General features: G+C 39.7%; 21 protein-coding genes and 2 tRNA genes. All 23 read left to right on the plus strand.

Annotated elements, in window-relative coordinates; all coding sequences use genetic code 11:
• The first annotated feature begins 63 nt into the window (after nt 1–63).
• The 23 genes from NSQ94_RS00295 (at nt 64) to pabA (ending at nt 25541) form a co-directional block, all read left to right on the plus strand.
• Nucleotides 64–291, plus strand: a complete 228-nt coding sequence (locus NSQ94_RS00295; RefSeq protein WP_063387577.1) for an anti-sigma-F factor Fin family protein — start codon at nt 64–66, stop codon at nt 289–291.
• Nucleotides 292–357: 66 nt separating this feature from the next.
• Nucleotides 358–3885, plus strand: coding sequence for a transcription-repair coupling factor (gene mfd / locus NSQ94_RS00300; protein WP_242009343.1), 3528 nt, complete (start codon nt 358–360; stop codon nt 3883–3885).
• 190 nt (nt 3886–4075) lie between these two features.
• Nucleotides 4076–4612 carry a stage V sporulation protein T gene (spoVT, locus tag NSQ94_RS00305; protein WP_063387575.1) on the plus strand — a complete coding sequence of 179 codons (537 nt, stop codon included), beginning with the start codon at nt 4076–4078 and terminating at the stop codon, nt 4610–4612.
• 700 nt (nt 4613–5312) lie between these two features.
• Nucleotides 5313–6932, plus strand: a complete 1620-nt coding sequence (locus tag NSQ94_RS00310) for a polysaccharide biosynthesis protein (protein WP_339212157.1) — start codon at nt 5313–5315, stop codon at nt 6930–6932.
• Complete coding sequence (mazG, locus tag NSQ94_RS00315; protein ID WP_339229864.1) at nt 6925–8403, plus strand: nucleoside triphosphate pyrophosphohydrolase; 1479 nt, start codon at nt 6925–6927, stop codon at nt 8401–8403. The genes NSQ94_RS00310 and mazG overlap by 8 nt, the downstream gene beginning before the upstream one ends.
• Entirely contained in the window at nt 8400–8663 is a 264-nt protein-coding gene (locus NSQ94_RS00320; RefSeq protein WP_063387573.1) for an RNA-binding S4 domain-containing protein, read from the plus strand. The genes mazG and NSQ94_RS00320 overlap by 4 nt, the downstream gene beginning before the upstream one ends.
• Nucleotides 8664–8774: 111 nt before the next feature.
• Complete coding sequence (gene yabP, locus NSQ94_RS00325) at nt 8775–9080, plus strand: sporulation protein YabP (protein WP_063387572.1); 306 nt, start codon at nt 8775–8777, stop codon at nt 9078–9080.
• A gap of 637 nt (nt 9081–9717) precedes the next feature.
• A complete protein-coding gene (locus NSQ94_RS00330) occupies nt 9718–10095 on the plus strand; it encodes a septum formation initiator family protein (RefSeq protein WP_063387570.1) in 378 nt (125 codons plus the stop codon).
• 82 nt (nt 10096–10177) lie between these two features.
• Complete coding sequence (locus NSQ94_RS00335) at nt 10178–10555, plus strand: S1 domain-containing RNA-binding protein (RefSeq protein ID WP_063387569.1); 378 nt, start codon at nt 10178–10180, stop codon at nt 10553–10555.
• Between the two features lie 170 nt (nt 10556–10725).
• Nucleotides 10726–10802 (plus strand) — tRNA-Met (locus NSQ94_RS00340).
• 10 nt (nt 10803–10812) lie between these two features.
• Nucleotides 10813–10884: transfer RNA gene (locus NSQ94_RS00345), tRNA-Glu, on the plus strand.
• A gap of 350 nt (nt 10885–11234) precedes the next feature.
• Nucleotides 11235–13718, plus strand: coding sequence for a stage II sporulation protein E (gene spoIIE, locus NSQ94_RS00350; RefSeq protein WP_094244844.1), 2484 nt, complete (start codon nt 11235–11237; stop codon nt 13716–13718).
• 76 nt (nt 13719–13794) lie between these two features.
• Complete coding sequence (locus NSQ94_RS00355; protein ID WP_066247229.1) at nt 13795–14526, plus strand: VWA domain-containing protein; 732 nt, start codon at nt 13795–13797, stop codon at nt 14524–14526.
• Nucleotides 14495–15469, plus strand: a complete 975-nt coding sequence (locus tag NSQ94_RS00360; RefSeq protein ID WP_066247232.1) for a serine/threonine protein kinase — start codon at nt 14495–14497, stop codon at nt 15467–15469. Before NSQ94_RS00355 ends, NSQ94_RS00360 begins: the two co-directional genes overlap by 32 nt.
• 207 nt (nt 15470–15676) lie before the next feature.
• Nucleotides 15677–17053 (plus strand): tRNA lysidine(34) synthetase TilS, encoded by a 1377-nt coding sequence (tilS, locus tag NSQ94_RS00365; RefSeq protein ID WP_339230692.1) that lies wholly within the window; start codon nt 15677–15679, stop codon nt 17051–17053.
• Nucleotides 17054–17073: 20 nt separating this feature from the next.
• Nucleotides 17074–17616, plus strand: coding sequence for a hypoxanthine phosphoribosyltransferase (gene hpt, locus NSQ94_RS00370; protein ID WP_066247237.1), 543 nt, complete (start codon nt 17074–17076; stop codon nt 17614–17616).
• Between the two features lie 93 nt (nt 17617–17709).
• Nucleotides 17710–19671 carry an ATP-dependent zinc metalloprotease FtsH gene (gene ftsH / locus NSQ94_RS00375; RefSeq protein WP_066247240.1) on the plus strand — a complete coding sequence of 654 codons (1962 nt, stop codon included), beginning with the start codon at nt 17710–17712 and terminating at the stop codon, nt 19669–19671.
• Between the two features lie 128 nt (nt 19672–19799).
• Complete coding sequence (locus NSQ94_RS00380) at nt 19800–20573, plus strand: type III pantothenate kinase (protein WP_063387562.1); 774 nt, start codon at nt 19800–19802, stop codon at nt 20571–20573.
• Nucleotides 20574–20580: 7 nt separating this feature from the next.
• Nucleotides 20581–21465: an Hsp33 family molecular chaperone HslO gene (gene hslO, locus NSQ94_RS00385; protein WP_339229867.1), complete on the plus strand. Its 885-nt coding sequence runs from the start codon at nt 20581–20583 to the stop codon at nt 21463–21465.
• A gap of 22 nt (nt 21466–21487) precedes the next feature.
• Nucleotides 21488–22369 carry a peptidyl-prolyl cis-trans isomerase gene (locus tag NSQ94_RS00390; RefSeq protein WP_117017232.1) on the plus strand — a complete coding sequence of 294 codons (882 nt, stop codon included), beginning with the start codon at nt 21488–21490 and terminating at the stop codon, nt 22367–22369.
• Between the two features lie 85 nt (nt 22370–22454).
• Nucleotides 22455–23384, plus strand: coding sequence for a cysteine synthase A (gene cysK, locus NSQ94_RS00395; protein WP_066247248.1), 930 nt, complete (start codon nt 22455–22457; stop codon nt 23382–23384).
• Between the two features lie 142 nt (nt 23385–23526).
• The gene (pabB, locus tag NSQ94_RS00400; protein WP_327856097.1) at nt 23527–24957 is read left to right on the plus strand and encodes an aminodeoxychorismate synthase component I; all 1431 of its coding nucleotides are present in this window, start codon (nt 23527–23529) and stop codon (nt 24955–24957) included.
• Nucleotides 24954–25541, plus strand: a complete 588-nt coding sequence (gene pabA, locus NSQ94_RS00405; protein ID WP_066247253.1) for an aminodeoxychorismate/anthranilate synthase component II — start codon at nt 24954–24956, stop codon at nt 25539–25541. The genes pabB and pabA overlap by 4 nt, the downstream gene beginning before the upstream one ends.
• Nucleotides 25542–25543: the final 2 nt, after the last annotated feature.

Here is a 25543-nt window from a genome sequence, read left to right on the forward strand (position 1 = left end):
ATGGCTCCTGCCGTTCATAATAATCATAAAACCTTTCATTCCACAAGTGCAGGAGGTTGGAGGATGCCGCTTCATTATTATTGCCGCCATTGCGGCGTCAAAATTGGTAGCATTGAAAAATCTGTTTTTAGCGTCGATTTAGGATTTCATCATTTAACGAACGAAGAGCGGAAAGAAATGATCGAGTATCTTCCAAACGGTGATATTCATGTCAAAAGTATTTGTGAAGATTGTCAGGAGGCGCTAGAGCGAAATCCCGATTTTCATCAATATGAAAATTTTATACAGTAAAAGCTTTGGAAACTTGATTTCAAAATTTCCAAAGCATTTTTATATTTGTCGAGAGGAGGCTGGAGATTGGAAAGCCTGTATCAATTTTTTTATGCGCAAAACGACTTTCAAGCAGTTGTAGACGGTATAAAAGAAGGTTTGAAAGAGCAAATGGTAGCCGGACTTTCTGGCTCAGCAAGGTCTGTATTTATTTCCGCTTTTTACAAAGATATCAAACAACCGATGCTGGTTGTGACTCATAACCTTTATCAAGCTCAGATCATTTATGAAGATTTAAATAATTTACTAGGCGATTCCGTCTATTTGTATCCTGTAAATGAATTGATCGCATCTGAGATCGCAGTCGCAAGTCCAGAGCTAAAAGCACAAAGGATGGAAGTGTTGAATCGTTTATGTAAAGGTGAAAAAAGCATCGTTGTAGCCCCCGTTGCTGCATTAAGACGAATGCTCCCACCGAAAGAGTTATGGAAAAGCCATCAGCTTTCTATTTCTGTTGGAGGAACATTTGAATTAAACGAGAAGCTTCCGCATCTTCACTCAATGGGATATGAACGTGTTTCCATGGTGTCTGCTCCTGGGGAATTCAGCGTGCGCGGTGGAATTATTGATATTTATCCTTTAACGGAGGAACATCCTATTCGCATCGAACTATTTGATACGGAAGTAGATTCAATCCGAACGTTCAGTCTTGAAGATCAAAGATCGATTGAAATGATTCAAGAAGTGACAATCGGACCGGCAGAGGAAATCATTTTAACGGACAGCCATTATGAAAAAGGAATGAAGCAGTTAGAAGCGGCTTTATCAAACAGCTTAAAGAAATTGAAAAAAGATGAGCACAAAAATTTATTTATAGAAAATATCCGCTATGATCTGGAAAAATTGCAAAATAGGCAGAAGGATCAGGAGTTCTTTAAATATTTTTCATTCTTTTATGACAAACCTGCTAGTTTGCTAGATTATTTCCCTGCGGATACGGTTATTGTCATTGATGAAGTAAGCCGTGTGCATGAAATGGTTGATCATCTTGAGAATGAAGAAGGAGAATGGTTTACTTCTTTACTGGAACAAGGGAAAATTGTCCATGATGCGAAAGTGTCCCATAAATACTACCAGCTTATACGTGACACATCTTATCCAATTGTTTATTTATCACTGTTTTTGCGGCACGTCCCCTATACAAACCCGCAAAATTTGATGAACGTGTCTTGCAAGCAGATGCAAAATTTCCATGGACAAATGCACTTGTTGAAATCAGAAGTTGATCGCTGGATCAAGGCAAATTACACCGTAGTTTTTCTCGGTGCAAATGATGAACGGACCAAAAGACTTGAACGGGTGCTTGGAGACTATGAGATTGAAGCGGTCATTTCTGATTCAAACCACATTCTGTCAAAGGGGCTGCACATTTTAAAAGGAGATTTACAGACAGGCTTTGAACTTCCTTTAGGACGACTTGCGGTCATAACGGAAGAAGAACTTTTCAAAAAGAGGGTTAAACGAAGACAGCAAAGGCAGAAGCTTTCAAATGCAGAAAGAATTAAAAGCTATTCTGAGCTTGAAGTGGGAGATTATGTCGTACATGTTAATCATGGGATTGGAAAATATCTTGGAATTGAAACTTTAGAAATTAACGGTATACACAAAGACTACCTGCACATTCGTTACCAAGGAAATGACAAACTGTATGTTCCAGTTGAACAAATTGATCAAGTTCAAAAATATGTGGGCACAGAAGGAAAAGAGCCGAAAATTTACAAATTAGGCGGAAACGAATGGAAAAGAGTCAAGAAAAAAGTGGAATCGTCTGTTCAAGATATTGCTGACGATTTAATTAAACTGTATGCTGAGCGGGAAGCAAGCAAAGGCTATGCGTTCAGCCCTGATTCGGAAATGCAAAGGGAGTTTGAAGCAACATTCCCTTATAAAGAAACAGAAGATCAGCTTCGTTCCATTCAAGAGGTGAAAAAGGATATGGAACGGGAGCGGCCGATGGATCGACTTCTTTGCGGAGATGTCGGATATGGGAAAACCGAGGTGGCGATTCGGGCTGCCTTCAAAGCGATTATGGATCAAAAACAAGTTGCCTTTCTTGTTCCGACAACCATTTTAGCGCAGCAGCATTACGAAACGATCAGGGATCGTTTTCAAGATTACCCAATTAACATTGGTGTATTAAGCCGCTTCCGGACGAGAAAAGAGCAGAATGAAACGATTAAAGGCTTGAAAAATGGAACGATCGATTTAGTCATTGGAACACATCGTTTGCTTTCCAAAGATGTTCAATTTAAAGATTTAGGCTTGTTGATTATTGATGAGGAGCAGCGATTTGGAGTTACACATAAAGAAAAAATAAAACAAATGAAAGCAAACATTGATGTGTTAACTTTGACGGCAACTCCGATTCCAAGAACACTCCACATGTCCATGATCGGCGTGCGTGATCTATCAATTATTGAAACTCCTCCAGAAAATCGCTTTCCTGTTCAAACATATGTAGCGGAATATAACCCAATGCTTGTGAAAGAAGCGATCGAACGTGAATTAGCGCGAGGAGGTCAAGTATACGTTTTATATAACCGGGTTGAGGATATCGACCGGAAAGCCAATGAAATCTCTATGCTTGTTCCAGATGCAAGAGTAACCTTTGCACATGGAAAAATGTCTGAAAATGAGCTTGAATCGGTAATATTAAACTTTTTGGATGGCCAATATGACGTGCTTGTCAGCACAACTATTATTGAAACAGGAGTGGACATTCCGAATGTAAATACATTGATTGTTTATGACGCCGATAAAATGGGGCTTTCTCAGCTCTATCAATTGCGCGGGCGTGTCGGTCGTTCCAATCGTGTCGCTTACGCATATTTTACTTACCGGAAGGACAAAGTTTTATCAGAAGTTGCTGAAAAACGATTGCAGGCCATTAAAGAATTTACTGAATTAGGTTCAGGTTTTAAAATTGCGATGCGTGATTTGGCCATTCGGGGAGCCGGTAATTTGTTAGGTCCTCAACAGCATGGCTTCATTGATTCGGTAGGTTTTGATTTATATTCCCAAATGCTGAAGGAAGCGATCGAACAACGGAAAGGTGAACGGCCAAAAGAGACAAAAAGGGAAGTTGAAATTGAGCTTGAATTAGATGCCTACATTCCGCAGTCTTACATTGATGATGGAAAACAAAAGATTGACATGTACAAAAGGTTTAGAGGCATCGAAACGTTTGATGATTTACAGGAACTGCATGAAGAATTATTGGACAGATTTGGCGAGTATCCAAAGGAAGTAGACTTTTTGTTTAAAGTAGCGAAGCTAAAGTTATATGCACGGCAAGAAAAAGTCGAAGTCATTAAACAAACGAAAGATCTTATCACGATTCTTATTTCAGAGGAAGCAAGCAGCTCCTTTGACGGACAAAAATTGTTCGAGCTAACGGATGAATTCGGTCGCATAGTCGGGTTTGGCATGGAAGGGAAAAGGCTGAAATTAACATTGCAAATTCATAATTTAGAAACTGAAAAATGGCTGTCTATTTTAATGAAGCTGTTGGCAGGCTTAAAAGACGCAAAGAAAGAAGAAGTTTCTGCCGGCTAATATTGAAACAGGGTTAAAATGGAAATGCTGGCAATGGGTTTTTAAGCGGTGTTTGGAAAAAATTCGCTTTCATCATGTATATTACGTGGTTAGTGAAGGATACTAATTTCAACGATGGTGATTGTTCCAAAAATGGAAAAAGGGCAATCACTACTTTACTAATCTTTAGATGAAAGTGAGGCAGCATAAGATGAAAGCAACTGGTATCGTTCGACGGATTGATGATTTAGGCCGTGTAGTCATTCCTAAAGAAATTCGAAGAACATTGCGTATCCGTGAAGGCGACCCATTAGAAATTTTCGTTGACCGAGATGGTGAAGTAATACTGAAAAAATACTCCCCAATCAGTGAATTGAGTGATTTTGCGAAAGAATATGCTGAAGCGTTATTCGATAGCTTAAACAGCCCCGTTCTCATATGTGATCGTGATGCTATTATTGCTGTTTCCGGAGTTTCGAAAAAAGAGTATTTGAATAAAAATATAAGCGAGCTGCTGGAACGGGTGATGGATGAACGGCAATCGGTTTTCATTTCAGAAGAAGAAGAAATTGAAATCGCTGATGGTGTAACAGAACAAGTAAAATCTTATTGCATTGGACCGATCATTGCAAACGGTGATCCTATCGGGGCTGTTGTCATATTTTCGAAAGAGCAGCCTTTAACAGAAGTAGAAAGTAAGGCAGTTGAGACAGCCGCTAGTTTTTTGGCAAGACAAATGGAACAATAAAGGGAATAATTACTTTTTTACTTCTTCCACAAGCAGACTGTCTCCAACACCACGTTAATAAAAGAGACCACAGAATTCACAACAGTTTCTGTGGTCTCTTCTTTATTTCCACTCTTCACGTATTTAACGAACGACGGCGCTACCTGTTTAAAACATCTTTCGGATGGAAAGCTACAACGTAAAACATGATTGTGTTGGATGGATTTATTTCCATCATTTTCAAAGTTCATCTATATGATATTTCGACACGGTTTGTTGAAGTTTTGGTTTTCCTCTTTAGGAACAGACTAAAACCTTTTGTTCCTCTAATTCACCTTCTTATTTTGGGGAATTTTTCTAAAATCCTGCCGATGAATTTGCCAAGAAAGCTCATCACTTCGAAGGGCGGACAGCCAATTCCCTTCACAATAGTCAACAGGATAGCAGGCATTTCATCGCTGTTAAATTTTATTGAGCGTGGCAAGGAGCAGAAAATAAACCTTTCAGGAAAGGTGTCTCTAGGTTTGCGAAAACCACGAAGGTTAAAAATGGGGTATGTGTTAGATTTTTTTTATTTACGGAACTTATGCCGGAATTTGGACTTAAAAGCCGTGAAGTTTAGCCGAGCGCTCTAAAGATTCTCTTTCGGCCGAATGTGGACGAGATTATGTTATAATATGCTGGAAAAAGATGAAGCATGAATTTTGGAAGGAGTAAACGTGTGATTCAAAATGTGCCTCAAGCAAGAACGAACAAATTTTTGCAAGGTGCGGTTTTATTGACGGCTGCTGGAATCATTACGAAAGGATTAAGTGCTATCTACCGAGTTCCTTATCAAAATATTGTAGGGGATATCGGCTTTTATATTTATCAGCAAATATATCCGTTTTTAGCAATTGTCATGGTTTTATCGACAACGGGATTTCCGGTTATTCTGTCAAAGCTGCTGAATGAGTATAGCGATGGCAGCAATTTTAAAAATTTCCGGAAAATATTGGTCGTCTGTTTTTCTTTTTTTGCTTTGATCAGTCTGTTTTCGTTCACGAGCTTGTTTTTAGGAGCTGACAAGCTTGCCCGTTGGATGGGTGATCCGAAACTGGCGCTTTTATTAAAAGCGGCTGCATGTTCGTTTCTGTTTTTTCCATTTATTTCAATGCTAAGAGGCGTTTTTCAAAGCTGCCATGAAATGCTGCCGGTATCTTTGTCGCAAATCGTTGAACAAGCTATACGGGTCGGTGCTTTTTTATCGATCACTTGCTATTTCGTTTATAAAGGATTCGATCTTTATGAAACAGCTGCCGGCGCCATTTTTAGCTCCCTCATTGGGTATATCGGGGCGTTTATGCTTTTGCTTGTATATTGGAAAAAAAGAGTGCCGTTACCGCTTTCCCGATCATCGAAAGAAGCGGCTGTATCTGTGAAAAAGATCTTAACCAAATTGCTGATTTATACTGTGACCTTTTGTTTGACGAGCATGCTGATGATTTTTATGCAATTGGCAGATTCATTTCAGCTGTATAAACTGATGGTCAACAGCGGTGCAGATCCTGAAGCAGCGAAAATAGCAAAAGGCATATATGATCGGGGACAACCGCTATTGCAGGTAGGAACGGTTGCAGCTACATCTCTTGCATTGTCTCTTGTTCCGCTTATTTCATCGTTTCGGCATAAAGCATTTCAATATATTCAGCAGCATGTCGCCTTATCTTTTAAAATTTGTTTGATTGTCGCCATCGGGGCTACGGCAGGTTTAATTTCCATCATCGAGCAAGTTGATTTCATGCTGTTTGCCGATACAAAAGGGGCGGGCGTATTATCGGTGTTCAGCATTTCGATTTTATTTAGCTCGGTTGCGATAACGTCTGCCGGCATTTTGCAAGGAGTCAATGAAACCGTCTGGCCGGCTTTATCTGTTTTAGCCGGAGTAGCCGTGAAAATCTTACTCAATGAATGCTTCATTCCGTTTTTCCATACATACGGGGCGGCATTGGCGACTGTTTGCGGATATGGAGTCGTGTGCTTGTTGAATCTAGCGGTTTTAAATCGGAAAAAATATAAGTTAGCTTCTTTCAAGGCTGTATGGAAAATGATTGGCTCTGCTGTTGTCATGTTTTTATCGATCAAGCTTTACTTTTTTCTATTTGATTTTTTTATATCAGACGAAACGCGTATGAGCGCTTCCATTCAATCATTGACAGCTGTCGTTTTCGGAGCGGCTGTGTATATGTTTTTCATCATCCAATCAGCCATTTTTACAGGGAAGGAAATAGAGAGCTTGCCTTTTAAAAATAAACTGGTTTGTTTGATCAGTGCATGGAAAGAGAGGAAGGAAAATGGATAAGCAAATTACGATTGTTGGCCTGGGTGCGGGGGATGTCGATCAGCTGCCGCTAGGGGTTTTTAAAATTTTGACCTCCAGTCTGCCGCTATTTGTAAGAACAGAGGATCATCCTGTTTTAAGTGAAATTAAAGACGAAATTGGCTCGTTTCAGTCTTTCGATTCCGTTTATGAAATGTTTGATCAATTTGAAGATGTTTATGCGGAAATTGCAAAAAAACTATTGGAGGAAGCAGAAAAATATCAGCATATCGTATATGCGGTACCTGGACATCCGCTTGTTGCAGAAAAAACCGTTCAGCTTTTGCTGAAGGAAATGGAGCAAGGAAAAGTAAATGTGTCGATACAGGGCGGACAATCGTTTTTGGATGCAATGTTTCAAGCTCTGCGCATCGATCCTGTCGAAGGCTTGCAATTCATTGATGCGCAGGATATGAAGCGGGAAGAGCTTTCCTTTCGGCAGCATTTGATTATTTGCCAAGTTTATGACAAGATGATTGCATCGGATGTGAAATTGACGTTAATGGAAGACTTGCCGTTCGATTATGAAGTTTACCTCGTAACGGCTGCAGGGAGCAAATACGAGGACATTAAAAAAGTTCGATTATATGAAATGGATAGATGTGTAGAACTGAGCAATTTAACATCGTTATACATCCCGCCGGTCAAGGATGAACAATTGCTGTATCATCGCTTTTCAGCGTTGCGAAACGTCATTCGAACACTTCGCGGGCCAAACGGCTGTCCGTGGGATCGAAAGCAAACCCATCAATCATTAAAGCGGTACTTAATTGAAGAATGCTACGAGCTGATTGAAGCTATTGATGAAAATGATATTGATCATATGATTGAAGAGCTCGGAGACGTTTTGCTTCAGGTGGTGCTTCATGCCCAAATTGGAGATGACGAAGGATTTTTTACCATTGATGATGTGATTCGCATGTTAACAGATAAAATGATCTGCCGCCATCCCCATGTTTTTGGCAATGTCGAGGCACAAAATGCAGAAGAAGCTGTAAAGAGCTGGGAGGAAGCAAAAAAATCTGAAAACAGGAATGAGAGCGAATCACTTTTAGATTCTGTTTCAAAGGCGCTCCCAGCTCTGTCAAAAGCTTATCAATATCAAAGAAAGGCGGCGAAAATCGGTTTCGATTGGCCGGATGTACTGGATGCTTGGGAGAAGGTGTCAGAAGAACTGCAGGAGTTTAAAAAGGAAATCGATAATGGAGATGGCGGAACGGAAAAAGCAAAAGAAGAGTTCGGCGATATTCTGTTTGCTCTTATTAATGTTGGAAGATTTTACGAAATTGAGCCTGAAGAAGCATTAGTCATGACAAACGAAAAGTTTTCGCGGAGATTTCGGTTTATAGAACAAAAGGCCCGTGATGCTGGGAAAAATTTAAAAAGTATGTCTTTGGCAGAAATGGATCAATATTGGGAAGAGGCTAAAATGAAAGAGAGGGATCGGACATGAGATTAGATAAATTTTTAAAAGTATCGAGGCTGGTGAAAAGACGCACGCTTGCCAAGGAAGTGGCAGATCAAGGAAGAGTGACAATCAACGGGCATCCAGCAAAAGCGAGCTCCAATGTGAAGGTTGGCGACGAGCTGTCCATTCAATTTGGACATAAGGTAGTGACAATAAAAATCGAATCTATAAATGAAACAGTAAAGAAGGAAGAGGCAAAAAATCTTTATACCATTTTGAAGGAAGAACAAAGGACAGATTTATAAAACGCTCCCTGTATTGTACAAGGAAACAACAAGGCTTGTTCTAAACCCTGCACATCTTACATAAAAATGTAAAAGGAAAGCATCCATTAATTAGAGTGCGGGGGGATGATAATGAGCCAGTATTATGGCGGTAACCATTCACATAAAGAAACCGTGCAGGAGCATAATGTAGTCATGAAGGACCGGAAGCTGTTAGATATTTCTGGCGTGAAGCAGGTGGAAAGCTTTGATAATGAGGAATTTTTGCTTGAGACGGTAATGGGTCCGCTCGCGGTTCGGGGAGAACATTTACAAATGAAAAACTTGGATGTCGATAAAGGCGTCGTATCCATAAAAGGAAAAATTTATGAAGTTTCTTATTTAGATGATTTCAGCTCGGAGAAGGCTAAAGGCATTTTTAGCAAGTTGTTTAAATGACCCTTACCACTCAATTTTACACCATGATTGCGATGATCGGCATGGGCAGTTTTCTAGGCGCCGCACTTGATACTTACAATTTTTTTTTAAAAAGATGGGATCGAAAAAGGTGGGTTGTTTTTTTAAACGATTTAGTATTTTGGGCGGTTCAAGGACTTTTAACTTTTTATGTTCTATTGTATGTAAATCAAGGGGAATTAAGATTTTATGTATTTTTAGCACTTTTATGCGGTTTTGCCGCCTATCAAAGCCTCCTACGGAACGGATACATGGCATGTTTGCGGATTATGATAAAAATCGCTGTTTCTATATACCAATTTTTTGTAAAAATCGTTTTACTGCTTCTTATCAATCCTATTAAATGGATAGTTCATATGGCGATAGCATGTTCTATGTCTCTTTTACTATTTTTATGGAAGGTTATCAAATGGTCTTCACAACTCTTATTCAAGTTATGTAAAATATTATTAGCGCCATTACTATGGGGATTGAACATACTTTGGGGAAAAGCTCCTCAACCAATAAAGCAAAAGATGCTGCATTCGAAACAAATCATAGAAGGAATATTCATAAATATAAAGAATATGTTACGTAAGCTGTATCGTCGGTTCCGCTAAATTTAGGAGGGATTGCAGGAATGAGAGAGAAACGAGAGTTGAATGTAGCTATGCTGCAGCAAACAAATGAACCTGGACAAGAAGTTAAAGCTGAGATGAGACAAAGAAGAAAACGAGGGCTAATTCGACGGTTAGCTGCATTTGGTATAATGGCTGTTACTTGTATTGCGATTATGGCGTCAACGCTCGTTTCTCAATCAATTGCTATCAATAAGAAGCTTGAAGAAAAAAAACAGCTTGAAACAAAACTGGAGAATTTAAAAGAAGAGGAAAAAGATTTGAAGGCGGAAATCATCAAGCTGAAGGATGAAGAATATATCACAAAGCTTGCAAGAAAAGATTATTTTTTATCTGATGAAGGAGAAGTCATTTTTAATATTCCGGGGAATGAACAGTAATATTGACCCCGTTTTTTTATTTTTGTATAATTAAATAAATTATTTTTAATTTTTTTATGATTTAAGGAGGAGCATTTTTTTTATGTCAATTGAAGTTGGCAGCAAGTTACAAGGTAAAGTAACTGGCATTACGAATTTTGGAGCATTTGTGGAGCTGCCAGGAGGCTCAACAGGACTTGTTCATATTAGTGAAGTTGCTGACAATTACGTGAAAGACATTCATGATCATTTAAAAGTCGGCGATGAGGTTGAAGTCAAGGTTATTAATGTAGAAGAAGACGGAAAAATCGGATTGTCCATCAAAAAGGCAAAAGATCGTCCAAAAAAACATGATCATCGTTCCAAAGAAAGTTTTGAGCAAAAAATGAGCCGCTTTTTAAAAGAGAGCGAGGACCGTCTTGCTTCACTTCGGCGTCACACTGAATCAAGACGAGGAGGGAGAGGAGCAAGAAGGGGGTAACTTGCTGCTGTTAATGTTATAGATGATCGCAGACCGCCACCTGAAGATTCAGGTGGTGTATTTAAATTGTCCGAAAATTATTTTTTTATTTTATTGTTGACGGCTCTCATGTTCATATGTATTATAGAACATGTGCGTATTTTACATGAACATAAAGATGCAGTTGATTTGGCGGCGTAGCTCAGCTGGCTAGAGCGTACGGTTCATACCCGTGAGGTCGGGGGTTCGATTCCCTCCGCCGCTACCAATTGAATATTGGCCCGTTGGTCAAGTGGTTAAGACACCGCCCTTTCACGGCGGTAACACGGGTTCGAATCCCGTACGGGTCATGAGAAGAGGCTCTTTCTTTAAAAGAAAGAGTCTTTTTTTTATGGAAAAGTTTAAAATTTTGTATTTATATAGGATAGATAAATTTAATTTTTCACCGATTTCAACAAGTTCCGACTCATGTTTTTCGGCTTTCGCTTTTAAAACGGACCAACACGCTGTTACAATCATCTCTTTGAAATGACGCGACTCAATGTCTCAATGGGCTGCTCTGTTCCTTTTAAAAGATTTGTCGTCTATAACAGAAATCGTCGAAATATTCTTATAAACAATTTCCTCCTTTTGACAAATTCCTTTATGAAAAGCTTGTATAATGACTATCAATTACGGTAGTAGGAGGAGTGTCGCTATAATGGAAAAAGTTGAGAGAAGATTTCTGATACCTTTTGCCAATGTCCAATTGGAAAGAACACAATCACTTCTATGGAGATCTTGGAAAAGAGCGGGGCTGCATTTGCATTCTTTTCTGTTTCACAAAGGGTTTGTTTATGTATTGGTCGGGTTTTTGCTGGGGAGAGCTTTTATTTTATCTGAAATTATTCCGTTCGCCCTTCCTTTTTTTGGAGCTGTATGGCTTTTAAAAAGGGACAAGGCATTGCTTGCTGCACTATCACTAATTGCAGGGGCATTCACCATCTCATTGGAATTATGTTTGTTAGTGCTTTCTTCTATATGTATATTTCTTTTGCTTCATAAAATGACTAGTTTTTTCATTAAAACAGATGAAATAAAAATATTGCCTTTTACGATTTTTTCGGGACTTGCTGCCAGCCGCCTTTTATATTCAAAGTTAACTGCAGGATTTATCAGCACGTACGATCTTTTAATGACAGGGGTTGAGGCAGGTCTGTCGATCATCCTGACGTTGATTTTTTTGCAGAGCATCCCGCTTCTTTCAGTGCGGAAATATAAACAAACTTTACGAGTCGAAGAGATTATCTGCTTGATGATTTTGCTTGCGTCCGTCATGACGGGCTTAGTTGGAATCAGTTACCAAAATATACAGGCAGAACACGTTCTTTCACGATATATTGTCCTATTGCTCGCTTTTACCGGAGGTGCAGGCATCGGATGTACAGTTGGTGCTGTAACAGGTTTGGTGCTTAGCCTGGCGAATGTTTCCAATTTGTATCATATGAGCCTACTTGCATTTTCAGGTTTATTGGGAGGTCTGCTAAAGGAAGGACAAAAAGCAGGAGCGTCAGTTGGCCTGATCATTGGCTCACTTTTAATCACGCTATATGGAGAAGGATCGGCTGATGTTTGGACAACCTTATGGGAATCGGGCGCCGCGGTTTTGCTGTTTTTACTGACCCCGAAAAGCTTTACAGAACAGTTGGCAAAGCATATTCCTGGAACAAACGAGCATGTTTTGGAGCAGCAAAAGTATGTTCGAAATATACGTGATATAACTGCTCGGCGGGTTGATCAATTTTCTAACGTTTTTCGGGCATTATCTGAGAGCTTTTCGACTTTTTACCCGGAGGATGGAGAGGATATTGAAAGAGAAACGGATTTATTTTTAAGCAAGATCACCGGACAGACATGCCAAACTTGTTTTAAGAAGGAGAAATGCTGGGTCAACAATTTTGACCAGACATATCAATTAATGAAGCAAGTGATGAATGAAACGAAAGAAAAGACGTATGCAAATAATCGCAGATTGCAGAAAAAGCTTCACAGGCATTGTTCGAAAGCTAATCTAGTGGTCGGGACGATTGAGCAGGAAATGCACTTTTTAGAAGCGAATCGGAAATTAAAAAAGCAAGTGCAAGAAAGCAGAAGATTGGTAGCTGAACAGCTGCTAGGAGTTGCTCAAGTAATGTCCGACTTTTCTCGGGAAATGAAAAAGGAACGGGAACATCATTTTCTGCAGGAAGAGCAAATTTTCTATGCTCTTCAAAACTTCGGTTTAGAAATTGGCCATATTGATATATACAGCCTTGAAAAAGGGAACGTCGATATAGAAATGAGCATTCCGTATTGCGGCGGCCATGGAGAATGTGAAAAAATTATTGCTCCGATGCTTTCCGATATATTAAACGAAATGATCATCGTGAAAAATGAAGAATGTGCAGGTTATCCAAATGGATTTTGCCACGTTGTGTTCGGTTCTGCAAAAGCATACAAAGTGGAAACGGGTGTTGCTCATGCTGCAAAAGGAGGAGGTCTTGTTTCAGGCGACAGCCATTCCATGATTGAATTGGGCGTCGGAAAATTTGCCATAGCCATTAGCGATGGAATGGGGAACGGGGAAAGGGCTCATTTTGAAAGCAATGAAACGATTAAATTGTTGGAAAAAATTCTTCAATCAGGCATTGATGAAAAAATTGCTATCAAAACCATCAACTCTATATTGTCGCTGAGAACGACAGATGAAATTTATGCAACATTAGATTTGTCTATCATTGATTTACAAAGCGCCAATTGCAAATTTATGAAAATCGGATCTACTCCGAGTTTTATTAAACGTGGAAATAAAATTATCAAAATCGAGTCTAGTAATTTGCCGATCGGCATTATCGATGATTTTGAGGTGGACATTGTAGACGAACAGCTAAAAGCAGGAGATTTATTAATTATGATGAGTGACGGAATATTTGAGGGACCAAGGCATGTAGAAAATTATGATTTATGGATGAAAAGAAAAATAAAAGAAATAGAGACAGATGATCCACAAGAAATAGCCGATTTAATTATGGAGGAGGTGATCCGCTCCAGATCGGGGGCAATCGATGACGATATGACGGTTGTGGTGGCTCGAATTAATCATAATACACCGAAATGGGCGGCGATTCCTGTTTCAAATTTTTATAAATCGAAAAAGATAAGCTGATTTTCTGCCATGCTTAGTATAAAACGTTTTCCTTCTGGTGAGGATGGTAATAAATCATTGACCAGGAGGAGGAAAAATGAGAAAAGGGACATTAAAACAAATTTTGTTGTTAACTGACGGATGCTCAAATCATGGTGAAGATCCAATTGCTATGGCGGCTTTAGCTAAGGAGCATGGGATTACTGTCAACGTAATTGGGATTTTAGAAGAGAATGTGATAGATCAAGATGCAATGCAGGAAATAGAAGGAATTGCTGAGGCAGGGGGAGGAGTGAGCCAGGTAGTTTATGCCCATCAGCTTTCACAAACAGTACAGATGGTCACTAGAAAAGCGATGACACAAACATTGCAGGGAGTTGTTAATCGTGAATTAAAGCATATTTTAGGAAAATCAACTTCTATTGAAGAGCTGCCGCCTGAACAGCGTGGTGAAGTTATGGAGGTTGTGGAAGAGCTTGGTGAAACGGTCAATTTAGAAATTTTAATTCTCGTAGATACGAGTGCAAGCATGGGGCCAAAGCTTCCAACGGTAAAAGAAGCGCTTTTTGATTTATCCATTAGCCTAAATTCAAGAATAGGCAATAATCAATATTCGCTGTTTATATTTCCTGGGAAAAGATCAGAAACAGAAATTTTATTGGATTGGACTCCGAAACTGGATTCTTTATCAACCATTTTTCCGAAATTAACGACAGAAGGATTGACACCAACTGGTCCGGCGATAAAAGGAGCTATACAACATTTTAAACAAAAACGCTCATTGAGGGGAATGCTCGATGATGAATACCTCGATGAACAAAGCATGTAAAGTTCTTCCCGGTACCATTATTAAAGGAAAATGGCATGGAAACACGTATCGGATATTAAAAATGCTGGGGTGCGGAGCAACAGGATCGGTTTACCTTATTGAATCCAGTAAAGGGTATGCAGCATTAAAAATAAGTGAAAATAGCATGGGAATCACTTCAGAAGTAAACGTGTTAAAGAGACTGGCCAAGGTCCAAGGTTCGTGCCTTGGGCCTTCTTTGATCGATGTGGACGATTGGTTTAACACAGCTAGCGGAAAGATGCTTCCGTTTTATGTTATGGAGTATGTTAAAGGTGAACATTTTATCCAGTTTATTAAAAATAATGGTGCGATTTGGATTGACGTGCTAATCTTGCAGCTTTTGTCCAATTTGGAGGAGCTTCATCAGTCAGGCTGGGTTTTTGGTGATTTAAAGCCTGACAATCTAATTGTTACAGGACCTCCTCCCAAAATTCGCTGTATTGATGTAGGTGGCACAACGATAAACGGTAGATCCATTAAAGAATTTACAGAGTTTTTTGACAGGGGATACTGGGAATTGGGGACGAGAAAAGCTGAACCGAAATATGATCTTTTTGCAGTCGGTATGATTATTATCAATGCTGTTTTTCAAAAACGCTTTTCAAAAAAAGGAAACAGTAAGGAGCAATTGATGCAAATCATTAACTCCCATCCTTTTTTAAACGAAAGAAAACAAGTGTTGACGAAAGCTTTATTTGGCTCCTATTCATCCGCTTTGGAAATGAAGCAGGATCTTTTGCATCATGTTTCAAACGCTAATTTGCAAAGAAAGAGAAATGTACAAGCACAATCTAAAACGAAAAGGACAGCTAACAATCGAAAAAGAAAGAAAAAGAAAAGCAAAGGGCTGATCGAAACATTGGTGATCATGGTTTGCCTGGCATTTCTATATTCTTTATATATTTTTGCGACACTTCTGTAAATGGCTGCTGCTTGTTTAAAGCGGCAGTGCTTTTCCCCCTTCTCATGCTTCCGCGAGTGCCCCGACTATTTCAAAAAATGTCCGATCTGAACTGCTTCCCTTTTAGGAAAATAACAGTAAAATGCAAAAGGCTTTGTCTTTGCAGAAGGCAGGCAAATAATGATAGGATAAAGATAACTAGAGAAATATTGGATGTGACGGTCTTTGATTCAAAATGTATGTGCGTTTATTGAAAAACATCAATTGCTCCAAAAAAATAGTACGGTCATAGTAGGTGTGTCCGGCGGCCCGGATTCACTGGCACTTCTACATTTTTTAAATACATTTAAAGATCAATATGGCATCACTGTTATAGCAGCACATGTTGATCATATGTTCCGAGGCATAGAATCACAAAAAGAGATGGAATTTGTCATCAATTTTTGCCGGGAATTAAACATACCTTGTTACGCTAAGCAAATCAATGCGGCCCGTTATGCTGAGAAACACCGGTTGAATGCCCAGCAGGCTGCTAGAGAATGCCGCTACCAATTTTTCTTAGAGTTGATGGATCAGCTTCAGGCGGATGCTTTGGCTCTAGCTCATCATGGAGATGACCAAATTGAAACGATTTTAATGAATCTTGTTCGCGGAACAATAGGGAAGGGACTAGCGGGAATTCCTGTCATACGGCCTTTCGGCAGAGGGAGAATCATACGCCCCTTTTTAGCCGCAACAAAGGATGAAATTTTAAAGTATTGTGAAGAATTTCAGCTGGCGCCCCGATTTGATCCAAGCAATGAAAAAGATACGTATACACGGAACAGGTTTCGCAAATATGTTTTGCCGTTTTTGAAAAAGGAGAACAAAAGGCTGCATGAACATTTTCAATATTTCAGTGAGGTCTTTTTGGATGATGAGCGATTTTTGGAGGAATTAACGAAGGAAAAATTAAATAAAGTAGTGATAAGAAAAACGAATTCTTCCGTTACTATTCATAAACAAGAATATAAAAAGCTTCCTGATCCGATCAAAAGGAGAGCGGTTTATCAAATATTGAATGATCTGATAAAAAGCGGCTCCTTCTCGGCTGTTCATATTGAAAATGTAAACGAATTTTTGATGAAAGCGCACCCTTCGGGGATGCTTCATTTGCCTATGGGGCTCAAAGTCATAAAATCTTATGATGAATGCACCTTTACGTTTCAATCGCCAAATAGTGAATCTTTCTGCTACACGGTACCGGTACCGGGAAAATTACATTTGCCGAACGGGAAAATATTTTTTACTGAAACCTTTTTTGGGATTCCTTCGTATAAAGGTGATGACGTTTTCTATCTTCCAAAAAAATGGTACGTTCCGCCTTTAATTATTCGGAGCAGAAAAAAAGGAGACAAAATGACAATTAAAGGCATGAACGGCACGAAAAAGGTAAAAGATATTTTTATTGATAAAAAAATACCGAGGGAAGAGCGCAACCTTCTCCCAATCGTTGAAAATGGCAACGGCCAAATCATATGGATTCCGCTTGTAAAAAAATCAAATTTAGAGGAATTTAGCATTACCAATGAATCTTATATTGTATTACAATATAAAGAGCAGTGATCTCATCAGGAGGAAAGAAAATGATCGAGGATATTGAAAAAGTCTTAATTTCAGAAGAAGAAATCAAAGAAAAAGTGAAAGAATTAGGGGCGATATTAACGGAGGAATATAAAAATAAGTTTCCCCTCGCTATCGGGGTTTTAAAAGGCGCTATGCCGTTTATGGCGGATTTAATAAAGCATATTAATACATATTTGGAAATTGATTTTATGGACGTTTCCAGTTATGGAAACAAAACCGTTTCATCGGGTGAGGTGAAAATAATTAAGGATTTAGACACTTCCGTCGAAGGCCGGGATCTTTTAATCATTGAAGATATAATCGATAGCGGATTGACATTAAGCTATTTAGTCGATCTTTTCCGGTACCGGAAAGCAGCATCCGTTAAAATTGTAACCCTTTTGGACAAACCGAGCGGGCGAAAGGCAAATATTGAGGCAGATTATGTATGTTTTGAAGTTCCGGATGCGTTCGTTGTCGGTTATGGTCTGGACTATGCGGAAAAATACCGCAATCTTCCGTTTATAGGGATATTAAAGCCTGAAGTTTATCAAAATAAATAATGATCGTTGAAAGGATAGCGTATCAGTTGTGCTGGGATGATTTTCTATGATACTATTGAATATAGTTTGTTTCATTGTGGGAGGAGGTAAGGAATGAATCGGATTTTCCGAAACACCATATTTTATTTGCTGATTTTTTTAGTGGTTATCGGCGTTGTGAATTTTTTTCAGGGCGGTAACCAAAAAACTGAACAAATGACATATAGTACCTTCATCTCCAATTTGGAAAACGGAGATGTTGAAAATATAACGTTAAAACCAGTAAGAGGAGTATATGAAGTCAGAGGACAGCTGAAGGGATATGAAGAAAATCAATACTTTATCACCTATTTATCAGGCGATGACGCATTAAACCTCATCAATACGGCTGCTTCAAAAAATCAAACGGAAGTTAAATGGTCCCCAGCAGATGATACAAACGGATGGGTGCAATTTTTCACATCCCTCATCCCATTTATTATAATCTTTATTTTGTTCTTCTTTGTGCTCAATCAGGCTCAAGGCGGCGGAAGCCGAGTTATGAACTTCGGGAAGAGCAAGGCAAAGCTGTATAACGACGACAAGAAAAAAGTAAAATTTAAAGATGTTGCAGGAGCCGATGAGGAAAAGGCTGAACTAGTGGAAGTTGTTGAATTTTTAAAGGATCCCCGCAAGTTTTCTGAACTTGGAGCGCGCATACCGAAAGGAGTCCTTTTAGTAGGCCCTCCGGGAACTGGTAAAACATTGCTGGCCCGCGCGGTGGCTGGAGAAGCAGGTGTGCCGTTTTTCTCCATAAGCGGATCTGATTTTGTTGAGATGTTTGTCGGTGTAGGTGCTTCTCGTGTTCGGGATTTGTTTGAGACGGCTAAGAAAAATGCCCCATGTATCATTTTTATTGATGAAATTGATGCTGTTGGACGCCAAAGAGGAGCGGGATTAGGCGGCGGTCACGATGAACGTGAACAAACGTTAAATCAGCTTCTCGTTGAGATGGATGGATTTAGCTCCAACGAAGGAATCATTATTATTGCGGCGACAAACCGTCCGGATATTTTAGACCCAGCCCTTCTCCGCCCTGGTCGATTTGACCGTCAAATTACGGTTGATCGTCCGGATGTGAAGGGGCGCGAAGCAGTGCTCAAAGTACATGCACGCAATAAACCGTTGGATGAATCGGTGAATTTGCGGAACATTGCGATGAGAACGCCGGGCTTTTCTGGAGCTGACTTGGAAAACCTATTGAATGAGGCTGCTCTCGTTGCTGCTCGCCAAAATAAAAAGAAAATCGATATGGCGGATATAGATGAGGCAACCGATCGTGTAATTGCAGGACCTGCGAAAAAAAGCAGGGTTATTTCGGAAAAGGAGCGCCGTATTGTTGCCTATCATGAAGGCGGACATACCGTTATCGGTCTCGTTTTAGATGAGGCGGAAATGGTGCATAAAGTAACGATTGTTCCTCGGGGTCAAGCTGGAGGATATGCTGTCATGCTGCCAAAAGAAGACCGCTATTTCATGACAAAACCTGAGCTCCTTGACAAAATAACAGGATTGCTTGGCGGTCGGGTTGCGGAAGAAATTGTTTTCGGTGAAGTTAGCACCGGTGCCCACAACGACTTCCAGCGTGCGACAAATATTGCGCGCAGAATGGTTACAGAATTTGGAATGTCAGAAAAATTGGGTCCATTGCAATTTGGAAGCTCTCAAGGCCAGGTCTTTTTAGGGCGTGACATCCAAAGTGAGCAAAATTATAGTGATGCGATTGCTTATGAAATCGACTTAGAAATTCAGCGCATCATTAAAGAATGTTATGAAAAAGCAAAGCGAATTTTGACAGAAAATCGCGATAAACTTGAACTAATTGCAAAAACGTTATTAGAAGTGGAAACACTTGATGCAGAACAAATTAAACATCTGGTGGAACACGGTTCATTGCCTGATAAGTCTGAACAAAAAGCAGCTTCAGAAAATGTGAAAAAAGAAGAGAACAACCAAAAAGATGAAGCTGTAAAAGTCAATATTCAGACAAAGAAAGATGAGGCTCCCTCTATCAAACCGGAGCTTAAAGAAGAATAAGTAATAAAGCCGTCAACTATACAAAGTTGGCGGTTTTCTATTGCCTTCGTGCCCGATAGCAGCCTACTGCGATCAATATGTGATATGATGATGAGGGAATGTTTGAACGAAGGGAAAAGGTGATGGACATGATTTTAGCTTTAGATGTTGGGAATACAAACACCGTGATTGGAGTATACGAAAAAGAACAATTGCTTTACCATTGGCGAATTGAAACCAATCGACATAAAACCGAAGATGAATACGGAATGATGTTTAAATCATTGTTTGAATACGTAGGATTAAAATTTTCGGACATAACGGGAATCATTATTTCTTCTGTCGTTCCACCGATTATGTATGCCATGGAAAAAATGTGCGAGAAATATTTTCATGTAGATCCGCTTATTGTCGGCCCAGGAATTAAAACAGGCCTTAATATAAAGTATGATAATCCGCGTGAAGTTGGGGCGGACAGGATCGTCAATGCAGTTGCCGGTGTTCATTTATATGGCTGTCCGCTTATTATTGTTGATTTCGGCACAGCAACAACTTATTGCTACATTAATGAAAAAGGACAATATGAAGGCGGTGCCATTGCACCAGGGATTAACATTTCCACCGAAGCTTTATACTCAAAAGCCGCGAAGCTTCCTAGAATCGAAATCGCCAAACCCGATCATATTATTGGGAAAAATACAGTAGCCGCCATGCAATCAGGAATTTTATTCGGCTATGTTGGCCAAGTAGAAGGAATTGTCAGAAGGATGAAAGCGCAAGCTAAAAAAGAACCGAAAGTTATTGCAACAGGCGGTCTAGCTGGGTTAATCGCCAATGAATCTGACATGATCGAAATCGTTGATCCATTGTTAACATTAACAGGCTTGCGGTTAATTTACGAACGAAATCTCGGAAGGGAGTAGGAAACAAATGAACGATTATTTAGTCAAATCTTTGGCCTATGACGGAGGAGTGCGTGCATATGCAGTGAAGACGACTGATACAGTGAGTGAAGCTCAACGTCGCCACCAAACATGGCCGACTGCTACCGCTGCTCTTGGAAGAGCAATGACAGCCGGCGTGATGATGAGTTCGATGCTGAAAGGTGATGAGAAGCTGACGATAAAAATAGAAGGCGGCGGTCCAATAGGAGCCATTGTTATTGACAGTAATTCAAAAGGTCAAGTGAGAGGTTATGTATCCAATCCTAAGACCCATTTTGAATTAAATAAACATGGAAAACTGGATGTAGCCCGCGCAGTCGGGAAAAACGGTACATTGTCGATTGTTAAGGATTTAGGATTAAGGGAGCATTTTTCCGGTAAAGTCCCTATTATTTCCGGGGAGCTGGGAGAAGATTTTGCCTATTATTTAGTGACGTCAGAGCAAGTCCCGTCTTCAGTAGGAGTGGGAGTTTTAGTCAATCCTGATAACTCTGTTCTGGCTGCTGGCGGATTTATTATTCAGCTTATGCCGGGAACTGAAGAATCAATCATTACGGAAATTGAGACGCGGTTACAAACAATAGAGCCGATCTCTAAGCAAATTCAAAAAGGGCTGACTCCTGAAGAAATATTGGAAGGTGTTCTGGGCGAAGGGAATATGAAAGTGATCGATCGCATGCCTGTCAGCTTCCACTGCAGCTGTTCTAAAGATAGGTTTGCAAATGCCATTATTAGTCTAGGAGAAGAGGAAATTCAACAAATCATCGATGAGGATGAAAAAGCTGAAGCTCAATGCCATTTTTGTAATGAGATATATGTGTTTTCAAAAGAAGAGTTGCAGGAATTAAAAGAAGCGGCATCTAGAAAATAGCTTATGGCAAGGAGCTGGAGGAATGAGTAAAAAAGCGCTTTTGGTCATAATTTTCAGTCTTGTATTAACGAACTGCGTGACGATTGCCTTTTTGGTAAGTGCTTATACAAGAGAAGCGCAAAAAGAGAAAAATGATGAAATTGTTGCCAAAATCGGCGATAGCCGCATTACGAGGCAGGAATGGTTAAGTGAACTGGAAAAACGATTTGGGAAAACAACACTTGAGGAAATGATCAATATTCAAGTTGTGGACGAGCTTGCAAAAAAGAATCATATTGATGTAGATGAAAAAACAGTTGAACGTGAAATACAAATGTATAAAATATCGTCTCAATCATACGGCGATAGCGTGCTTAACGACAAAGAACTGAGAAAACAAATTCGCTATAGTATTTTATTAGAAGAGCTTTTAACGAAAGATGTCAACATTAGTGAGAATGAATTGAAGAAATTTTATGAAGAAAATAAACATCAATATATTATGAATGACACGTATCATCTTTCCCATATCGTGGTTGATTCAAAAAAAGAAGTCCAACAAATTATAAATGAATTAAAAGGCGGATCAAGCTTTGAAGGGATTGCAGCTGAACGGTCCAAGGATCAGTTGACGGCGAAGGAAGGCGGAGACCTCGGTTATGTTTCCGAAGGTTCCAGCGATGTACCGCCGGAATATATTGAACAAGCTAAAACAATGAAGGTCAATGAGTGGTCGGACCCAATACCGCTGGAAAGAGGATATGCGATTATATTTTTGCATGAGAAAATAAAAGGAGAACAGCTGGAGTTTGACGAAGTAAAGGATCAGATTCGCAGGCAAATCGCTTTGGAACAGATGGAAGGAAATGTATCAGCAAAGCAGCTGTGGGATGACATCGGCGTAACATGGTTTTATGAAAAATGAAGAAAAAGATTGACAATTCATAAATTTATTGGTATATTATTTTCAATAAAACCAATATAATTACTCGGAAATAGAGGTGTATAAGATGGCAGTTGTTGCAAACTCTATATTAGATCTAATTGGAAAGACTCCTGTTGTAAAATTGGGAAAAATTGTAGAAGAGGACAGTGCAGACGTTTATTTAAAGCTTGAATTTTTTAACCCTGGATCAAGTGTAAAGGACCGTATTGCATTAGCAATGATTGAAGCGGCAGAAAAAGAAGGCAAATTAAAACCAGGAGACACAATTATCGAACCGACAAGCGGAAACACAGGGATCGGTTTAGCAATGGTGGCAGCTGCAAAAGGTTTACATGCTATTTTAGTTATGCCAGAAACAATGAGTTTAGAGCGCCGTAATTTATTGCGTGCATATGGAGCAGAGCTTGTTTTAACTCCTGGTCCAGAAGGCATGAAAGGGGCTATTAAAAAAGCAGAAGAGCTTGCGGAAAAACACGGCTATTTCATGCCGCAGCAATTTAAAAACCGTGCAAATGTAGAAATTCACCGTTTAACAACTGGCCCGGAAATCGTTGAGCAAATGGGTGATCAATTGGATGCATTTGTCGCCGGAATCGGTACTGGAGGTACGATTACTGGTGCTGGTCAAGTATTAAGAGAAAAATATCCGAACATAAAAATTTATGCTGTTGAGCCGGCTGATTCACCTGTATTATCGGGTGGAAAACCAGGTCCGCATAAAATTCAAGGTATTGGAGCAGGATTTGTTCCGGATATTTTAAATACAGAGATTTATGATGAAGTCATTACTGTTACAACTGAGCAAGCTTTTGAAACCGCTAGAAAAGCTGCGAGAGAAGAAGGAGTATTAGGCGGAATTTCTTCAGGTGCTGCCATTTTCTCTGCATTGAAAGTGGCGAAAGAGCTAGGAAAAGGCAAAAAGGTACTAGCAGTCATCCCAAGTAATGGAGAAAGATATTTAAGTACTCCATTATATAAGTTTGACGAAGAATAATAGAATGAATAATAGTTTAAAGGCTGTCGACGAATTTTGTCGGCAGCCTTTTGGATTTTATGTGAAGGGGAAAAATAATACTGTTGATGCCAAGCTCTCCTTCTTGTTGTAAAATAAGTTTATGGGTGAAGGAGAGTGAACGATGGAATTTGTGAGAAAACTGCTGGCAGTCCAAATACCTTTTGAAAAAGAACGATTTTTCAATCGCTTTGAAACGCTGGCAAAACAACAACAACATTACGCTCTTCTCGAAAGCGGAAGAGGCGGCCGCTACAGCATAGCTGGTTTAAACCCTTTTGCCGTCATACAAGGAAAAAACGGGGCAATTACGATCTATAGCGGGAACAAAAAAGAAGTAAAGGAAGGAAATCCGCTCTTGCTCTTTGAAGGATGGATGAAACAGTTTAAATGTGAAAGCGATCCTTCCCTTCCCGACTTTCAAGGAGGCGCTATCGGCTTTATTAGCTATGATGCAGTTCGTTATTTCGAAAAATTACCCAATATAGCTGTGGACGATTTACACGTGCCCGACATTTATTTTATCGTTTTTCAAGATATCGCCGTTTTTGATCATACTGAAAAAACACTTTGGCTGATAACGTATCATAAACATGGGGAAAAAGATGCTGCACAAAAGCGGCTGGAAGAAATGAAAGCTTTATGGTGTAAGCAAAGTGAGGAAACGATTTTCAGCTATACGAATTCAGCTGATCTCAGCTATGAGCCGATAATGTTTATGGAACAGCCGTTTAAAAAAGCTGTTGAAAGAGTAAAGGATTATATTGCAAGCGGTGATGTATTTCAAGTCAACTTATCCGTCAGACAAGCAAAACCGCTTTCGACGCATCCGTTTGAAATTTATAAAGCATTACGGAAAATTAACCCATCCCCATATATGGCCTATATTCATACTCCTGAGTTTCAAATTGCCAGTGGATCTCCAGAGCTGCTCATAAAAAAGAGGGGAAATGTACTGAATACCCGTCCGATTGCTGGAACGAGATCAAGAGGAAGAAGCGATGAAGAAGACCGCCAGCTTTCTGAGGAATTAATCACCAATGAAAAAGAACGTGCAGAACATATCATGCTTGTAGATTTAGAACGAAATGATCTAGGGCGGGTATGTAAATATGGCAGTGTTGAAGTTAACGAACTGATGGCTATTGAGAAATATTCACATGTCATTCATATCGTGTCAAATGTTCGCGGCGAGCTGCAAGAAGGAAAAGGATTTTACGACATTATGCGTGCTGTATTTCCGGGCGGCACAATCACGGGAGCGCCGAAGGTTCGAACAATGGAAATAATTGAAGAGCTGGAGCCGACTAGAAGAGGGTTATATACTGGTTCGATCGGCTGGCTCGGCTTTAATGGAGATTTAGAATTTAATATTGTAATACGGACGCTACTGGCTAAAAACGGTTGGGGTTATGTGCAAGCAGGTGCTGGAATCGTCATTGATTCTGTTGCAGAATATGAATATAAAGAGTGTTTGAAAAAAGCAAAAGCGTTATGGAAAGCAAAAGATTTGAGCGAAGATGAGAACAAGTTAGTTAGAGGTGAGAAGAGATGATTTTAATGATTGATAACTATGATTCTTTTACGTACAATTTAGTCCAATACCTTGGTGAGCTCGGCGAAGAGCTTGTTGTCAGACGAAATGATGAAATTACGATTGAGGAAATTGAACAGCTCAATCCAGCCTATTTGATGATTTCTCCCGGTCCGTGTACGCCGAATGAGGCGGGGATCAGCATGGAGGCAATTAAGTATTTCGCAGGGAAAATTCCGATTTTTGGCGTATGCTTAGGTCATCAATCAATAGCTCAAGTGTTCGGTGGGGATGTTGTTCGCGCAGACAAATTAATGCACGGGAAAACATCGCAAATTTATCATGACGGAAAAACTATTTTCGACGGCTTAGACAACCCGTTCACCGCTACAAGGTACCACTCTTTAATTGTCAAAAAAGAAACGCTTCCGGATTGCTTTGAAATTTCAGCATGGACGAATGACGGAGAGATTATGGGAATCCGCCATAAATCTTTGCCGGTTGAAGGCGTGCAGTTTCATCCGGAATCAATTATGACTGAACATGGAAAACTGATGTTAAAGCATTTCCTTTCCTATTATCGTACGGAAGAAAAGAGTGTATAAAA

Origin of the sequence: Aeribacillus sp. FSL K6-2833, from assembly GCF_037965815.1 — a bacterium.
In the GTDB taxonomy this organism is placed as follows: domain Bacteria; phylum Bacillota; class Bacilli; order Bacillales; family Aeribacillaceae; genus Aeribacillus; species Aeribacillus composti.

What these genes read in the sequence shown, in the direction of transcription:
- NSQ94_RS00295 (WP_063387577.1), top strand. Translation starts at nt 64, where the DNA reads ATGCCGCTTCATTATTATTGCCGCCATTGCGGCGTCAAAATTGGTAGC.
- spoVT (WP_063387575.1), top strand. Translation starts at nt 4,076, where the DNA reads ATGAAAGCAACTGGTATCGTTCGACGGATTGATGATTTAGGCCGTGTA.
- mazG (WP_339229864.1), top strand. Translation starts at nt 6,925, where the DNA reads ATGGATAAGCAAATTACGATTGTTGGCCTGGGTGCGGGGGATGTCGAT.
- NSQ94_RS00320 (WP_063387573.1), top strand. Translation starts at nt 8,400, where the DNA reads ATGAGATTAGATAAATTTTTAAAAGTATCGAGGCTGGTGAAAAGACGC.
- yabP (WP_063387572.1), top strand. Translation starts at nt 8,775, where the DNA reads ATGAGCCAGTATTATGGCGGTAACCATTCACATAAAGAAACCGTGCAG.
- NSQ94_RS00330 (WP_063387570.1), top strand. Translation starts at nt 9,718, where the DNA reads ATGAGAGAGAAACGAGAGTTGAATGTAGCTATGCTGCAGCAAACAAAT.
- NSQ94_RS00335 (WP_063387569.1), top strand. Translation starts at nt 10,178, where the DNA reads ATGTCAATTGAAGTTGGCAGCAAGTTACAAGGTAAAGTAACTGGCATT.
- spoIIE (WP_094244844.1), top strand. Translation starts at nt 11,235, where the DNA reads ATGGAAAAAGTTGAGAGAAGATTTCTGATACCTTTTGCCAATGTCCAA.
- NSQ94_RS00355 (WP_066247229.1), top strand. Translation starts at nt 13,795, where the DNA reads ATGAGAAAAGGGACATTAAAACAAATTTTGTTGTTAACTGACGGATGC.
- NSQ94_RS00360 (WP_066247232.1), top strand. Translation starts at nt 14,495, where the DNA reads ATGATGAATACCTCGATGAACAAAGCATGTAAAGTTCTTCCCGGTACC.
- hpt (WP_066247237.1), top strand. Translation starts at nt 17,074, where the DNA reads ATGATCGAGGATATTGAAAAAGTCTTAATTTCAGAAGAAGAAATCAAA.
- ftsH (WP_066247240.1), top strand. Translation starts at nt 17,710, where the DNA reads ATGAATCGGATTTTCCGAAACACCATATTTTATTTGCTGATTTTTTTA.
- NSQ94_RS00380 (WP_063387562.1), top strand. Translation starts at nt 19,800, where the DNA reads ATGATTTTAGCTTTAGATGTTGGGAATACAAACACCGTGATTGGAGTA.
- hslO (WP_339229867.1), top strand. Translation starts at nt 20,581, where the DNA reads ATGAACGATTATTTAGTCAAATCTTTGGCCTATGACGGAGGAGTGCGT.
- NSQ94_RS00390 (WP_117017232.1), top strand. Translation starts at nt 21,488, where the DNA reads ATGAGTAAAAAAGCGCTTTTGGTCATAATTTTCAGTCTTGTATTAACG.
- cysK (WP_066247248.1), top strand. Translation starts at nt 22,455, where the DNA reads ATGGCAGTTGTTGCAAACTCTATATTAGATCTAATTGGAAAGACTCCT.
- pabB (WP_327856097.1), top strand. Translation starts at nt 23,527, where the DNA reads ATGGAATTTGTGAGAAAACTGCTGGCAGTCCAAATACCTTTTGAAAAA.
- pabA (WP_066247253.1), top strand. Translation starts at nt 24,954, where the DNA reads ATGATTTTAATGATTGATAACTATGATTCTTTTACGTACAATTTAGTC.